13 protein-coding genes are annotated in these 13,614 nt (G+C 61.0%); 2 read left to right on the forward strand and 11 right to left on the reverse strand.

Annotated features, from left to right (window positions below):
* Window positions 1–86: 86 nt before the first annotated feature.
* The 3 genes from C3Y91_RS03200 to C3Y91_RS03210 form a co-directional block, all read right to left on the reverse strand.
* Complete coding sequence (locus C3Y91_RS03200; protein ID WP_168574961.1) at window positions 87–1,103, reverse strand: acyltransferase family protein; 1,017 nt, start codon at window positions 1,101–1,103, stop codon at window positions 87–89.
* A 168-nt stretch (window positions 1,104–1,271) separates the two neighbouring features.
* On the reverse strand, window positions 1,272–2,564 hold the full coding sequence (locus tag C3Y91_RS03205) for a hypothetical protein (protein WP_168574962.1): 1,293 nt from the start codon (window positions 2,562–2,564) through the stop codon (window positions 1,272–1,274).
* A 2-nt stretch (window positions 2,565–2,566) separates the two neighbouring features.
* A complete protein-coding gene (locus C3Y91_RS03210; protein ID WP_168574963.1) occupies window positions 2,567–3,616 on the reverse strand; it encodes a glycoside hydrolase family 5 protein in 1,050 nt (349 codons plus the stop codon).
* A gap of 134 nt (window positions 3,617–3,750) precedes the next feature.
* On the opposite strand from C3Y91_RS03210, the gene C3Y91_RS03215 reads away from it, so the two are divergent.
* The gene (locus C3Y91_RS03215) at window positions 3,751–5,355 is read left to right on the forward strand and encodes a GumC family protein (protein WP_018070295.1); all 1,605 of its coding nucleotides are present in this window, start codon (window positions 3,751–3,753) and stop codon (window positions 5,353–5,355) included.
* Between the two features lie 160 nt (window positions 5,356–5,515).
* Window positions 5,516–5,848: a hypothetical protein gene (locus C3Y91_RS03220; RefSeq protein WP_018070294.1), complete on the forward strand. Its 333-nt coding sequence runs from the start codon at window positions 5,516–5,518 to the stop codon at window positions 5,846–5,848.
* A gap of 6 nt (window positions 5,849–5,854) precedes the next feature.
* On the opposite strand, the gene C3Y91_RS03225 is transcribed toward C3Y91_RS03220, so the two are convergent.
* The 8 genes from C3Y91_RS03225 to rfbF all read right to left on the reverse strand — a co-directional run bounded on the left by C3Y91_RS03225 (window position 5,855) and on the right by rfbF (window position 13,404).
* Entirely contained in the window at window positions 5,855–6,529 is a 675-nt protein-coding gene (locus C3Y91_RS03225; protein ID WP_018070293.1) for a GNAT family N-acetyltransferase, read from the reverse strand.
* A 24-nt stretch (window positions 6,530–6,553) separates the two neighbouring features.
* Entirely contained in the window at window positions 6,554–7,312 is a 759-nt protein-coding gene (locus C3Y91_RS03230; RefSeq protein ID WP_017962832.1) for a cephalosporin hydroxylase family protein, read from the reverse strand.
* Between the two features lie 32 nt (window positions 7,313–7,344).
* Window positions 7,345–8,493, reverse strand: a complete 1,149-nt coding sequence (locus tag C3Y91_RS03235) for a DegT/DnrJ/EryC1/StrS family aminotransferase (protein WP_018070292.1) — start codon at window positions 8,491–8,493, stop codon at window positions 7,345–7,347.
* A 76-nt stretch (window positions 8,494–8,569) separates the two neighbouring features.
* Entirely contained in the window at window positions 8,570–9,808 is a 1,239-nt protein-coding gene (locus C3Y91_RS03240; RefSeq protein WP_130665370.1) for a glycosyltransferase family 2 protein, read from the reverse strand.
* Entirely contained in the window at window positions 9,805–10,347 is a 543-nt protein-coding gene (gene rfbC / locus C3Y91_RS03245) for a dTDP-4-dehydrorhamnose 3,5-epimerase (RefSeq protein ID WP_168574964.1), read from the reverse strand. The genes C3Y91_RS03240 and rfbC overlap by 4 nt, the downstream gene beginning before the upstream one ends.
* The gene (locus C3Y91_RS03250; protein WP_168574965.1) at window positions 10,344–11,579 is read right to left on the reverse strand and encodes a class I SAM-dependent methyltransferase; all 1,236 of its coding nucleotides are present in this window, start codon (window positions 11,577–11,579) and stop codon (window positions 10,344–10,346) included. Before C3Y91_RS03250 ends, rfbC begins: the two co-directional genes overlap by 4 nt.
* Window positions 11,576–12,640, reverse strand: coding sequence for a CDP-glucose 4,6-dehydratase (gene rfbG, locus C3Y91_RS03255; protein WP_168574981.1), 1,065 nt, complete (start codon window positions 12,638–12,640; stop codon window positions 11,576–11,578). The genes C3Y91_RS03250 and rfbG overlap by 4 nt, the downstream gene beginning before the upstream one ends.
* Window positions 12,631–13,404: a glucose-1-phosphate cytidylyltransferase gene (gene rfbF / locus C3Y91_RS03260; RefSeq protein ID WP_026170764.1), complete on the reverse strand. Its 774-nt coding sequence runs from the start codon at window positions 13,402–13,404 to the stop codon at window positions 12,631–12,633. The genes rfbG and rfbF overlap by 10 nt, the downstream gene beginning before the upstream one ends.
* Window positions 13,405–13,614: the final 210 nt, after the last annotated feature.

A 13,614-nucleotide genomic window follows, 5' to 3' on the forward strand; every position in this document is an offset into this window, starting at 1 on the left:
TTGCTCAGTCTGAAGCTTAGGAGAAGTTGCGCGAAAAACTGTACCGTCAGCGCCGCTTGGATGCGTATTCTCGCCTTCGACGCGCTTTAGGCCGGCGGGCGGCTCGCCACTGCGACCTTCCGGCGCGGCGAGGTGATCTCATGGATGATCGCACCGCCGATCGACGAGAGCACCAGCGAGAGGATGACGAAGAGCACCGGTTGCTGCAGGATGCCGATCGGCAGGCGATCGGCGGCGACCCTGAGAAAAGCCAGGGTGAAGGCGTGGGTGATATAGATGCTGTAGGAGCAGTCGCCGAGATAATTCAGCCATCCCACAACCGGCAGTCTGGAAAAGTCGATGGAGATCGCGCCGTAGACGATGAAAATCGCCGGGATTCCCCAGGCATAGAACCGGCTTTCCGGCGGCATCAGCGCCTCGTTGATGAAGAGAAAGGCGAAGCCCATGGCAACGGCCGCCCAAGCCCAGCGGTTCGGCAGCAGGATCTTCTGTCCGTAGAGCCAGCCGAGCACGACACCGGCGAGAAACTCCAGCATGATCGGCTCGCGGTAGAACCGGGTCACAGTCGTTTCCGGCAGCAGCCGGCAGGCGATCAGGATGACGGCAAAGACGGCAAACATCGCCGGGATGCGGCGAACTTCCTGTAGCGGCAGCAGGAGCGCGAAGACGAAGTAGAAGAACATTTCGTAATTCAGCGTCCAGCCCGGAACGACCACCGGCGTGATCGTGCTGGGATCGGCGGGATTGGCCCATGGCAGGAAGAACAGCGAGGCGATGAGATGCGGCAGGTCGAACACCGTCGATTTCAGCAATGACGGGGCCACCAGCGCCACAGTCGCCGAAAACAGCGTCGCCAGCCAGTAGAGCGGCACGATCCTTTTGATGCGCCGCCGGGCGAAATCGACCGGGCTCATCGCGCGTCCGCTCGTCGTCAGCCACATCACGAAACCGCTGAGGACGAAGAAGATGTCGACGCCGGTTTCGCCATAGATGAAGGCGGTGGCGTCGACCGCGGGATTGACTTTGGCGAGCTGCAATATCGCGTGGAAATAGACGACCATCAGCGCCGCGATGGCGCGCAGATATTGAAGCTGGACAAGCATCGAGCGTCTTGCTCCCTAGAGCATGATGCCGAAAAGTGTGAGCGGTTTTCGGACGACATCATGCTCTATTTCTTTGATTTAGAACAGGATTCAGATTTTAGGCCGATCCGGCCTAAAATCATCCTGTTCTAGGCTCGCGCGGGCCTCGGTCTCAGCCGTGCCGCTCGGTCAACTCAATACATCTGCCGGACGACCCTGCCGGATGCGCGGGCTGTCGTGGAAACGCATATATCCGACGACGAACCACAGGAGACCGGCGATCTTCATCGAGAAGACCGCGGTTCCCCCGATCATCATATTCAGAAAAATGAAAAGAGAAAGTGAATGGGCGCAGCGCCGCTGCGCCGCCGTGCGCCCGGCGGGAAAGAGGCAGACGAACAGCCATAAGGCGATGACGCCGAAGATCGTCGCCGCGTAGATCAGGTAGACATAGCCGCTGTCGGCGAATTCGGCCACCCGGTCGACCGAAAGCCCAAAGATGGCGAGCGGATCGAGCTCCATGATCTTCTTCATCGTCAGATTGATGCGGCCGGTGAAATTGTCGCCGGTCGCATTGGGTTTCAGCACGTAGACGAGGAAGCCGGCGGCGACGATCAGCGGCATCAGCGCCAGATTGAAATTCTTCGGGATCTTCGGAAAGACGAAGTAGCCGACGATGCAGGCAAAGCAGAAGATCAGCATCGTGCGCGTGTCGTTCGTCACCAGGATCAGCACGGCCGTGCCGATCATCAGCAACCGGTCCCAGCGACCAAGCCTTTCCCACATCGAAATCAGGTAGACCGCGATCACGCCGCAGAAATTGGCCAGCGACACCTGTTCGAGGAAGATCGAGGAGGAACGATGGTCGATGATCCCGAAGGAGAAGCGCTCGGGAAAGCCGAGCGCGTTCTGAAAGAGGCCCGTCGTGTTGTAGCTCAGCGGCAGCAGCCCGCGTGTATTGGCGAAATAGTCGGACGGGTGGACGATGCTGACGTAGAACGGCACGCTGACGATCTCGAAGATCAGGAAGATCATGACGGCAAAACTTGCCCAGCGAAAGGCGAGCTTCATCGTTTTCTCGTTGCTCCAGCCGCCGAGCCCGGTAAAGCAGAAGATAATCAGCACGTTGCGGAAGTGATCGATGAACAGCATGCGGTTGAGCACGCTGACATAGATGGTCACGATGAGCGTGAACAGCAGGAACAGGAAGGCCGGAAGGTCGGTCTCGTAGATCCCCTTGTGCAGGATGTAGATGATGGCGCTCGCCATGATCAGGCCTTCGCTGGCGGCGACATGCGTTATCGACAGCGGCACGATGTTGTGGTTGATGAAGGCGAGAATGCCGTTGTAGAGCACGGAGAGCAGGCCGAGCCAGAGCACCGTATGATCGGTGCGCAATGCCTCACGGGTGGCATCGAGCCGGTTGCCGGCTACGGTGCCGGCTACAGTGAATGTCGCTGTCCTGTGATCGACGACTGCCATGCTCATTTCCCCGCAGGCTTGACGGCCGAGCAAGTGCCGGCATCGGCTTTTGCCGCCTCGGCAAGAAGCCGCATCTGCGGCCGCTCGATGCCCTTGCGCGGCTGGACGTTGAACGGCTCGTCCGCCGGCCACCATTCGCCCGCCGCCCAGTAGGACCAGCCGAGCCAGACATCGCTATTCCCGGACATGGTGGCGTAGATCTCGGTCAGCCCGCTCATGCAATCCTTGTCGGCGGAGGCGCCGAATTCGCCGAGAAAGCCGCGTTTGTGGTTCTGCTTCAGCCAGGCAGTGACGCCGTTGATCGCCGCGACTGCGGCGCCTGCACCTTCGCAGGTCGGATGGGTTCCGGAGGAATCGGCGTCGAGATACTGGTGGACCTCATAGGCGTAGAAGTCGAGCGGATCGCGCACGCCGAGCATCACCGTGCCGTTGGCGCCGCCGATCACATCCTTTTCCCAGCTGCCCGCGCCGCTCCATGCCGTGCCCGGCACCAGGATGAGGTTGCGCGCGCCGACGGCGCGGATGCTGCGGATCGCCGCATTGGCGGCATCCAGCCAGTCGGTTGCCTTGATGTCGTGCGGTTCGTTCATCAGGCCGAAGAGAACGCCGTCCTGATTGGCAAATTCGACGGCAAGCCTTGCCCAGAAATCCCCGAAGGCGGCATCCGTCGCCGGCGCCGTGCCGACCTGGGTCTTGTCGTAATAGCCGAAATTATGCGGGTCGAGCAGAACCGTTATGTCGTGCTTGCGGATCAGACCGATCGTATCTTTGATCCGCTTGAGCTCATCCTCGTCGAGCCGTCCGCCGAGCGCCGGCTGCAGCCGCTCCCAGCGGAAGGGCAGCCGGATGATGGTCATGCCCTTCTTGGCGAAATAGCCGATCGTGTCTTCGCCGGGATAGGTATAGTTGGTGCCGTAGATGCCGCCGCGTTCGCCATATTCACCGCCGGACAAATTAACGCCGCGATAACAGGGAGCCTCGGTCGCAAAGGTCGGCGACGGGATCAGAGCGGCCGCAAGCAGCAGCGCTGTCAGATGTCGTGTCGTCCTCATGGCATCCTCGCAATCGCGGCAAATCGCAACATCGGCGTCGCTGAAGTTATTTTAACGGTCCGTTAGCTAAGAATTTCTAAAGTATCTGCACCTCGGCTTCAGTCTTTCACGCTGGGCGGGACACGAGTGCGCGTATGAACCAGTATGACAGGAACAGGGTAAGCCGGCTCCCTGGCTGGCGCAGTTTTGAGCCGTCTCAGACTGCGCCGGAAGGCGTGCGCATGCGCAGTCCTGTCGTCCGTCCGGATGATTTCGTCCGGCCATCGCCCGAACCCGCCCCGCCACCCGTCGTGCCGCCGGCAAGCATTGCCGAAAGCCGCCAAAATGAGCGTCCGGCGCCTCCTCCAAAACAGCCTGTCGTCGACGCGCCGTTGAATGCAGCGTCGGCACCTGCCGCCCCGCTTCTCGACCTCCGCTCCAGTATCGCCGCGATCTGGAGCCGGCGGTTGGTCGTGCTGGGGCTGGGCCTTCTCGGAGCTGTGGCCGGCGGGGCGGTGGCGCCGCTGATCGCCCAGAAATTCACCGCTGTCAGCAGCCTCTATTTCGACCCACGCCAGATCGGCCTTGCCGACGCCAGCGCGCAATCCTCGGGCCCCTCGCCGGAAATGATCTCGGCGCTGATCGACAGCCAGGTGCAGATCCTGACTTCGGGCAATGTGCTGCGCCGCGTCGCCGAAGCCATGAAGCTCGGCCAGGATCCCGAATTCACCGGCGGCCGGACGGATGGCGCCGCCGTGATCGGCACTCTGCAGAAGGCGCTGGTCATCACCCGCGAGGCCAGCACCTATGTCGTCTCGCTTGCTGCCACGACCAACGATCCCGAAAAATCCGCAAGGCTTGCCAACCAGGTCGTCACCTCCTTCACCGAGGAGGAGAACAGCGCTTCGAACGGCATCTACGAAAACACCTCGTCGACACTTGATGGACGGCTCAACGACCTGCGCCAGAAGGTGCTGGAAGCCGAGCAGGCTGTCGAAACCTTCCGCGCCGACAATGACATGGCCGCGACCGAGGGCAACCTGATCTCCGACCAGCGGCTCGTCTCGCTGAACACGATGCTGGTGACGGCACAGGAAAAGACCATCCAGGCGAAGGCGCGCGCCGATGCCGTCGCCAATCTCCGCGTCGAGGACATTGTCGCCGGCAACCAGGCGGAGGGCGGCGTCACCTCGCCGCTCGTCAGCCTGCGTCAGCAATATGCCACCCAGGCCGCCGCCGTCGGCAGCCTCGAAAGCCAGATGGGCACGCGTCATCCGCGCCTGCAGGCGGCCCGCTCCTCGCTGCAAAGCATTGGCGGCGAAATCAAGGGCGAATTGCAGCGTCTCGCCACCTCGGCAAGGGGCGAATACGAGCAGGCAAAGGCGGCCGAGGACAGCATCGCCAAGGAGCTTGCCGTGCAGAAGGCGCTACAGGCGAGTTCGTCGGACAAGCAGGTGGAACTGAACGAATTGCAGCGCAAGGCGACGGCGGCGCGCGATATTTACGAGACGGTGCTGAAACGCTCCAGCCAGACGAGTGAAGAGCAGAATTTCAACCAGAGTAACATTCGCGTCATCTCGCCGGCCGAGCCGCCGGTCAAGGCCGATGGTCCGGGAAAGAAAATCCTGCTGGTCGCCGGCATTATCGGCGGTTTTCTTGCCGGTTTCGTCGTCGGCGCGGGTTTTGCGATCCTTGCCGGTCTCTTCGGCCATCCCGTCATCAGAAGTTATTTCAGGAAGTCGCCCGCTGCGGCCGCTTGATGACGGTCGTCGGTTTTCCTACATCGGGGAAGCGGCCTATAGAGCAATTCCAGGAAAAGTGCGAAGCGGTTTTCCGTCCGGAATTGCGTAAAACGAAAAGTTAGAGCGGTTCTGCGTTTCCGTGAAAAGCTGAACCGCTCTAGCCGGCAGGAGAATTCCCATGCGGCTGTTGATGATGCTTCTGATATCGCTCGTTGCCGTGCCGAGCCTCGCCCCGGCGTCCGCCTTTGCCGTCGACTGGACGAAATCCGTCGATTCGGGCGTTCAACCCCTCTATCCCTACAAGGGTCTTCCCGGCGTCAAGGCGCAGCCGGACAAGAAAGAGGAGGAATCCTACAATTGCCGCACCGAAACCGTGCAGATCCGCCGTCGTTATGACGAAATCTTCCGTTCCGGCGGCATGCCGACGCTGATGTATGTCTGCGAACGCGACGGCTTCGTTACCACGGGTGGCAAAGTTCCGCTCCGCGGCCACTATCAGCCGGTGCGGTGAGGGGCTTCAGGCGGTCAGCAAAGCCGCTGGATGCGCCTGCCGGAAACGTCCGATCGGAAGCTCCATCCTCAGATAGTCGAAGCCGGCATTTGCTTCCGATCGATCGACGACCGAATATTTGACCATGCCCTCTTCCTCCGTGCGCCGCAGCGGCAGGCTTTCGGCCGCCGCAAAGCCCAGCCGCTTGTAAAGGCCGATCGCTTTTTCATTGTGGGAGAAGACATGCAGCTCGGCGGTTTCGACTCCGAGCCCGGAAAACATCCACTCCAGCAGTGCCCTGCCGCAATGGAACATCAGGTTTCGCATATCGCTCGCCCGGCCGCGGATGACGTTGTCGAATTCGGCCGAACCGGGCCGGATGTTGCAGATGCCGAAATTGCCGAACCGGTTTCCGCCGGGATCGCAAATGACGAATAGGATTCGGTCGGCGGCGGGCAGGGAGATGGTTTCGAGCCACTGCCGCGTGCGTTCCTGGGTGGCGTTAAACTGGCTGAGGAAAAACGGCATCGACTGGTTGCGCCACGTCGTCAGGTCGTCGATCAGGCCGGGCTCGTCGAGCATCGACCTGTCGATGCATTGCAGGTCGCCCACGTGCCTGCCGCTATCGTCCCTGATCGCAAGTCGGAGCCGTCTGGCCGGATCCGCATTGTCCTTGAGGCTGACGATATCGACCTGCGCCATGAACGACTATCCCTGAGTGTCCGCTCACGCCTTGCGGCAGATGCAGTAGCCGCCCGGCGAGGAAGACAGCACCAGCTTGCCGTTCAGAACCGGATCGACTTCGAAGCGGTCGGTTTCCGCCAGATAATCGGTGACGGCCTTCAGCGGCTCGTTGCCGCGCAGCCAGACCTTGGAGCGTTTTGTGAAGGCCTGCTCCTCCGTCAGGTGGCCGATGAGCGTGTCGGCGACGACGAGGTAGCAGCCTTCCGTCACCAGTGGACCGTAGGCGCGGCATTCCGCCAGGACATGCTCGTAGGAATGGTCGCTGTCGAGTACCACCATCACGCGGGCGCCCGGCGGGATCTCGGCCTTCACGGCGGCAAGCACGTCGTCGTCGACTGAACCGCCCTGGATCATCTTGATCCGGTTCGACATCGGATGGGATTCGATCGACTCGCGATTATGGGCGCGGATGTCGATGTCGACGCCGACAACCTTGGCCTTGTCGTTGCCCATGGCGGCGAGGATCGACGCCATGAAGATCAGCGAGCCGCCGCGCGCAATGCCGGTTTCGATGATGACATCGGGCTTGGTCGCCCAGATGACTTCCTGGGTCGCCAGGATATCGACCGGAAGCTGGATGATCGGCACGCCCATCCATGACCAGAGATAGAAATAGTCGAACTTGTCGAGCCCGATCAGTGTGTTCAGCGATTGTTGAAAACTTGCCTCATCCTTGCCGAGCGCAAGCGACATTTCCCGCTTGTGGGCTTCGAATTCGAGACGATCGTCCTTCGTGGTCATGACTGTTCTTTGTCCTTCGCTGTAGGGCTGTCTTAAACCGACTGCCGCAATGCCGTGCTGTTGTGGTAGATCCGCCCGGCCGCCATATCGAGCAGCGTTACCGCTACCCGGTCGATATCGGCTTCGCTCATGTCATGATAGCTCGGCAGGTTGATCGCGCGACCCGGAATGCTCCAGGCGTTCACGTTCTGGGGCCGATCTTCGAACATGGAGAGGCTGGAGAGGGGATAAAAGAAGACGCGCGCATCGATATTGGCGGTCTCGAAGGTCTGCTGCATCATCTCGCGGGTAATGCCCGTCGACGGATGGAAGACGGCGGTCGGCATCCACGCGCCGTTGATCGTGCCGGTGTATTCCGGGTTCATCGTGATGCCGGGCAGCGCCGAAAGCCGGATCATGTAGGAGGCCAGAATTTCGCGCTTGCGGTTGACGAGTTCCTCGATGCGCTCGAGTTGGGCGCATCCGATGGCCGCCTGGATGTTGGACATCTTGTATTTGAAGCCGATCGCATCTGGCCAGAACTGCTTCGTCTGTCCCCGAGCCCGGCCGTGATTGCTGAGCGTCAGCACCTTTTCGTAAAGGGCGGCGTCATTGGTGACGAACATGCCGCCTTCGCCTGTCGTCAGCGTCTTGGTGCCGTGGAAGGAGAAGGTGCCGAAGGCGCCCATCGAGCCGGCGCGGCGGCCGTGCCAGACGGAGCCGACCGCTTCAGCTGCATCCTCGATCACCGGAATGCCCGTCCTGTTGCCGATTTCCAGCAGCGCATCCATGTCGCAGAGGTTGCCGTAGAGATGCGTGGCGATAATGGCCTTGGTCTTCGGCGTGATATGGCGCTCAACCTCCTCGGGATCAATGCACCACGTATCGGCAAGCACGTCGACAAAAACGGGTCTTGCGCCGAGGTGGACGATCGGCGAGACGGTGGCAACCCAGTTCGTATCGGCGAGGATCACTTCATCGCCTTCGCCGACGCCGAGCGCCGCCAAGCCCATGTGCATGGCGCCGGTGCAGCTCGAGGTCGCGATCGCAAAGCCACTGCCGAGATAGGTTTTGAAGTCGCGTTCGAAGCGGTTGAGATAGTCGTAGCAGCGCGCGCCCCAGCCGGTGGCGGCGGCATCGGCCGCATAATCCGTTTCGAGCTGGGTGATCGAAGGCTTGGTGTAGAAGATCCTGTTTGTCATGCCGCTAATTTCTGTTGAATTGAAATCAAGACGCAGGCGCCCGCCACGACGCTAGTTTTTGAAGCTGGCGCGAGGCTCACATGATGATGTGTCGGGAGAGATCGTGCTCGTGGAAGACGAGGTTGGGCAGGTAGCCAAGTGCTACGAAATACTCCCGGTCGCTATTGACGCTGACGAAGACGGCGGTGCTTTCCAGCGGACTGTCGCTGAGTTTCACCGTCACCTTCACCTTTCCGTTGAGGCCGAGTTCGCGCATCAGGCCTTCGAGAGCGGTGATTTCCGAGAAACCGCCGAGAAGCAGCGTATCGATGCCGATTGCCGAATTCACTTCGCTCACCAGCGTCTGGATGGCGACCATCAGGGGCAACCTTTCACGGAAACTGCGAATTTCCGGGTGGTTGAGCATCCCGCCCCACATGATGCGGGTATAGAGCTCATAGGCCTTGATGAAGTTCTTGCGCTCCGCCCAGAAGCGGAAGGCGACCGCCATGCGATTGAGCGTGAAGACCTTGCACATCTCGTCATACTTGAGACGCGTCTCGGGCGTGAGGGTCATCGCTCCGCGCTTGACGCCCATATAGAGGAAATATTCAAGCCCGCCGCGATAGCGGTCCCAGCTCGTCATGACGTCGTTGGTGCCTTCTTGCGGACGGTCGCGGGCGATCGCCGAATTGACGATGGAGCGGTAGAACGGCCGCTGCAGGAAGGAGACCGCGCCCTGATCGAGGAAATGCGCAAGGAACGGGAACGGGTAGAAGCAGAATTCTCTTGGAATCCAGGCCGACCGCAGGGCTGACGAGCGATAGATCGCGATTTCCGGAAAGATGTGGCCTTCGCAGATATACTGGAAGACGTCGCCGAAGCTTCCATGCGGAAACTTCCGATCCTCCTCGACATTGTAGAACTTCGTGATGTCGGTTTTGGCGACTTCGTCGTAGAGGAACCACGGCGCATGGGCGCAGGTCACCTCCTGATTGTTGTCGAGATATCTGATGGTGTCGGCCACCGCATCGGCAATCAGCATGTCGTCGTCGGCGAGATAGATGAGGTATTCGCCCTTGCCGAGGCGCAGAGCGCTCGTGACGTTTGCCGCGGCGCCGGCATTGGTTTCACGTTTGTAGTAGCGGATCGGCTGCCCGCGGGCGATGAATTCCTCGACCACCTGCTGCGTGCCGTCCGTGGAGGCATTGTCGCAGATGACGATTTCGAAGGGAAAGGCGAACTTGTAGTCGTTCTCGCAGTAGGTCAGCGCGTTTCTGAGATAGGCTTCGCGGTTATAGGTCGGGATGCAGATGCTGAGTTTGATACCGCTCAAAGGCTTGTCTCCTGGCCGTAGCTGTCAAGCGCGGCGTCACGCTCGCTGATGATGCTCGGCGTGAACGGCCAGGCGATGGAAAAGGCGGGATCGTCCCAGCGGACGCCACGGGCAAGTTCCGGCACGTAGGTTTCCGACATTTGGTAAAAGAGTTCGCAATCATCCTCGAGAGTCAGCAAGCCGTGTGCGCATCCTGCAGGTATGTAGAAGGCGTTGTGACTGATAGCATCGAGCTCGACGGAGGCCCATTTGAGATAGCTTGGCGAATCCGGTCTCAGATCGAGCGCCACGTCGAAGACCCTGCCGCGCGTGGCACGCACCAGCTTCACCTCCGGCCGCGGTTGGGCTTGGTAGTGCATGCCGCGCAGCGTCCCCCGCTTGTGGTTCTGCGAGACATTGCACTGTGGGTAGACGGGCACGAGACCTTGCGCCGCAAAGGTCTGCGCGTCGAAGGTTCGTGCGAACATTCCCCGGTCGTCGGAGCGCGCGTCGACTTCCACGACAAAGGCGCCCGAAACCGCAGTGGGAAGGAATTTCATCCGAGCACCGTCAGTTCCGGCACGGCAACGGCGAAGCGTCCGCCCCAGGCGCCGACCCTGCTATTGGCCGCAACGACTTCGTTCTTGATGTTCCAGGGCAGGATGAGGATATAATCCGGCTGCGTCTCGTCCATCTTCTCCGGCGCGTAGATCGGCAGTTTGCTCCCCGGCAGGAAATGCCCCTGCTTGTGCGGATTGCGGTCGACGACGTATTCGATGAGGTCGGTGCCGACGCCGCAGAAATTCAGCAGCGTGTTGCCCTTGGCGGCAGCGCCATAGGCGGCGACCTTCTTGCCGCTGCGTTTGGCTTCCGCGAGGAAGGCGAGCAGTCCATCCTTGATCGGCGCCACGCGGCTCTGGAAAGCCTCGTAGGTCTCGACCTTGTCGAAACCGGCGGCTGCCTCATCGGTGCGGACCTTGGCAAGACCGCGGCCGATTGCGTGAACCGTGGACGTTGCGCGGCAGGCAAGCACGCGGAGACTCCCGCCATGGGTCGGCAATTCTTCCACGTCAAAGATCTTGAGGCCGTGCGCCGCGAACACCTTTTCGACGGCCAGCAACGACAGATAGTAGAAATGCTCGTGGTAGACAGTGTCGAACTGGATATTTTCCATCAGCCGTAGCAGGTGCGGGAATTCAACGCTGACGACGCCGTCCGGCTTCAGCACAGCCGAAAGCCCGCCGACGAAATCGTTGATGTCAGGCACATGCGCCAGCACGTTGTTGCCGATGACAATGTCGGCGGCAAGGCCGCGGGAGACGAGATCGGCAGCGGTTTCCTTGCCGAAGAAGCGCGCTTCCGTGGGAACGCCGATCTGCCGCGCCACTTCCGCAACGTTCTCGGCCGGCTCGATGCCGAGCACCGGCACGCCTGCTTCGACGAAATGCTTGAGGAGGTAGCCGTCATTGCTCGCCACCTCGATCACCTGTGATGCCTCACCGAGGCCGAAGCGCTTGCGCGCCATGATCGTAAACTGGCGGGCATGCTCCACCCAGCCGTCGCTGTAGGAGGAGAAATAGGCATAGTGGCTGAAGATATCCTCCGGCGGAACGAAGGCATCGGCCTGCACCAGCCAGCATTCGGAGCAGACGAAGGCGCGCAACGGATAGGAGGGCTCCGGCTTGTTGAGCTGCTCTTCCGTCAAATAGGCGTTGGCGAGCGGCGTCGAGCCCAGGTCGACGAAACGATGCTTCAGCGGGGCATCGCAAAACCGGCAATTGTGCGCTGTCATGATACTGCTTCCTCATATGCCGCGATCTGGCCGAGCGAGAAGGCGCGCATGTCTTCGCCCTCGCGATTGGCCTTGTACCAGGCGGCAGTCCAGTCGATGGTCTGTTGCAGGCTGAGGCGCGGGCGCCAGCCGATGGTGTCGAGCGCAAGCTCCGAGCTCAGCGTCAGCGCCGGCGCTTCCGGCAGATGATTGCCGGGCGCCAGCCGCCACACATCTTCGACGCAGTGCGCGCGTCCGAGCGCTTCGGCGAGTTCGGAAACAGTGGCGAAGCTTTCGGGATGCGGACCGAAATTCAGTGCATCCGGCAGATCCCTGCCGCGCTGCTGCGTCAGCACCTCAGCGAAGCTCAGATAACCGCCAAGCGGCTCCAGCACGTGCTGCCAGGGGCGGATCGCCGCGGGATAGCGCAGCATGATCGGTTCGCCGCCTTCGAAAGCGCGGATGAAATCCGGGATCAGCCGGTCCTTCGACCAGTCGCCGCCGCCGATGACATTGCCGGCGCGGACCGTGGCGAGCCTGAGATCGCGCCCTTTGAAGAAACTGTCGCGGTAGCTCTGGCAGACGAGTTCCGTGCAGGCTTTTGAATTGCTGTAGGGGTCCTTGCCGCCGAGCGTATCGGTCTCGACGAAGGGTATGCCGCTGCCGTTATTGGCGTAAACCTTGTCGGAGGTGATGACCAGCACGGTCTTGACGGAGGGCGTCTGCCTGACCGCGTCGAGAACATTTGCCGTTCCCATGACGTTGGTCGAAAAGGTCTCGGCCGGGTTCTCATAAGAACGCCGCACCAGAGCCTGCGCCGCCATATGGATGACGATCTCCGGTTGGAAGCGTCTGGAGAGATTAAGAACCGCCTCGGCGTCGCGGATATCGACGATGTGATGGCCGCGATCGTCCCAGGGAGCAAGCTTCCGATAGAGCGATGGTTCGGTTTCCGGCGCCAGCGATACGGCGGTCACCTCAGCGCCGAGCCGCTCCAGCCACAGGGAAAGCCACGATCCCTTGAAGCCGGTATGTCCGGTCAGGAAAACCCGCCGCCCGTTCCAGAAGTCCGTCAGGCCCATAGTTTCCACGGTGCCTTTCCGGAATTCCAGAGCTCTTCCAGGTGGTTGCGCTCGCGAAGCGTATCCATCGGCTGCCAGAAACCGTCATGCTTGAAGGCGGCGAGCTGGTTGTTGGCGGCGAGCCACTCCAGCGGCCCGGCTTCCCAGATCGTGTCGTCGCTGGGAATGAGATCGACCACCGACGGGTCGAGCACGAAGAAGCCGCCATTGATGCGCTGACCGTCGCCCCTCGGCTTCTCGATGAAGGAGGTGATGTACTGTCCCTCGATATTCGTGGCGCCGTAACGTCCGGGCGGAGTGACCGCGCACATCGTCGCCTTGAGGCCATGGCTGCGATGGAAGGCGACTTCGGCGGCGATATCGATGTCGCCGACGCCGTCGCCATAGGTCACGCAGAAAGGTTCGCCGGGTGTCAGATGATCGCGAATGCGCGCAATACGCCCGCCGGTCATCGAATACATGCCGGTATCGACTACAGTTACGCGCCAGTTCGGTCGTTTGCCGCCGTGATAGTTGATGCTGTTGGAGGCGAGGTCGACGGTAATGTCGTTGTGGTGCAGAACAAGGTTTACGAAATACTCCTTGATCATATAGCCCTTGTAGCCGGCGCAGATGATGAAATCATTGAGCCCGTGATGAGCATAGATGCTCATGATGTGCCAGAGGATCGGCATGCCGCCGACTTCGACCAGTGGCTTGGGGCGGATACTGGTTTCCTCGGCAAGGCGCGAGCCAAGGCCACCGGCAAGAATTACGACTTTCATCCCAAGCGAACTCCAGAGTGTCTCGTCAAGCTCCGGCAGACCACCCTCAGAGCCGTCCGGGCTCTCGACAGGCGGAACGGCCGTATGTTCATCCTTGTCCCGGTATCCGATTTCGTTCTTGTGCGAGGCTTGCGGGGGTGTGGGAACCGACAGCCGCGCGTTTCGCAGGCCATGCGTTGAGCAATGGAACAGCTTGCCGTTCGGGACATC

Source organism: Rhizobium ruizarguesonis (assembly GCF_012349115.1).
Lineage (GTDB): Bacteria > Pseudomonadota > Alphaproteobacteria > Rhizobiales > Rhizobiaceae > Rhizobium > Rhizobium ruizarguesonis.

What these genes read in the sequence shown, in the direction of transcription:
- C3Y91_RS03210 (WP_168574963.1), bottom strand. Translation starts at nt 3,616, where the DNA reads ATGAGGACGACACGACATCTGACAGCGCTGCTGCTTGCGGCCGCTCTG.
- rfbC (WP_168574964.1), bottom strand. Translation starts at nt 10,347, where the DNA reads ATGAAATTCCTTCCCACTGCGGTTTCGGGCGCCTTTGTCGTGGAAGTC.
- C3Y91_RS03205 (WP_168574962.1), bottom strand. Translation starts at nt 2,564, where the DNA reads ATGGCAGTCGTCGATCACAGGACAGCGACATTCACTGTAGCCGGCACC.
- C3Y91_RS03200 (WP_168574961.1), bottom strand. Translation starts at nt 1,103, where the DNA reads ATGCTTGTCCAGCTTCAATATCTGCGCGCCATCGCGGCGCTGATGGTC.
- C3Y91_RS03215 (WP_018070295.1), top strand. Translation starts at nt 3,751, where the DNA reads ATGAACCAGTATGACAGGAACAGGGTAAGCCGGCTCCCTGGCTGGCGC.
- C3Y91_RS03225 (WP_018070293.1), bottom strand. Translation starts at nt 6,529, where the DNA reads ATGGCGCAGGTCGATATCGTCAGCCTCAAGGACAATGCGGATCCGGCC.
- C3Y91_RS03250 (WP_168574965.1), bottom strand. Translation starts at nt 11,579, where the DNA reads ATGACAGCGCACAATTGCCGGTTTTGCGATGCCCCGCTGAAGCATCGT.
- C3Y91_RS03235 (WP_018070292.1), bottom strand. Translation starts at nt 8,493, where the DNA reads ATGACAAACAGGATCTTCTACACCAAGCCTTCGATCACCCAGCTCGAA.
- C3Y91_RS03220 (WP_018070294.1), top strand. Translation starts at nt 5,516, where the DNA reads ATGCGGCTGTTGATGATGCTTCTGATATCGCTCGTTGCCGTGCCGAGC.
- C3Y91_RS03230 (WP_017962832.1), bottom strand. Translation starts at nt 7,312, where the DNA reads ATGACCACGAAGGACGATCGTCTCGAATTCGAAGCCCACAAGCGGGAA.
- rfbG (WP_168574981.1), bottom strand. Translation starts at nt 12,640, where the DNA reads ATGGGCCTGACGGACTTCTGGAACGGGCGGCGGGTTTTCCTGACCGGA.
- rfbF (WP_026170764.1), bottom strand. Translation starts at nt 13,404, where the DNA reads ATGAAAGTCGTAATTCTTGCCGGTGGCCTTGGCTCGCGCCTTGCCGAG.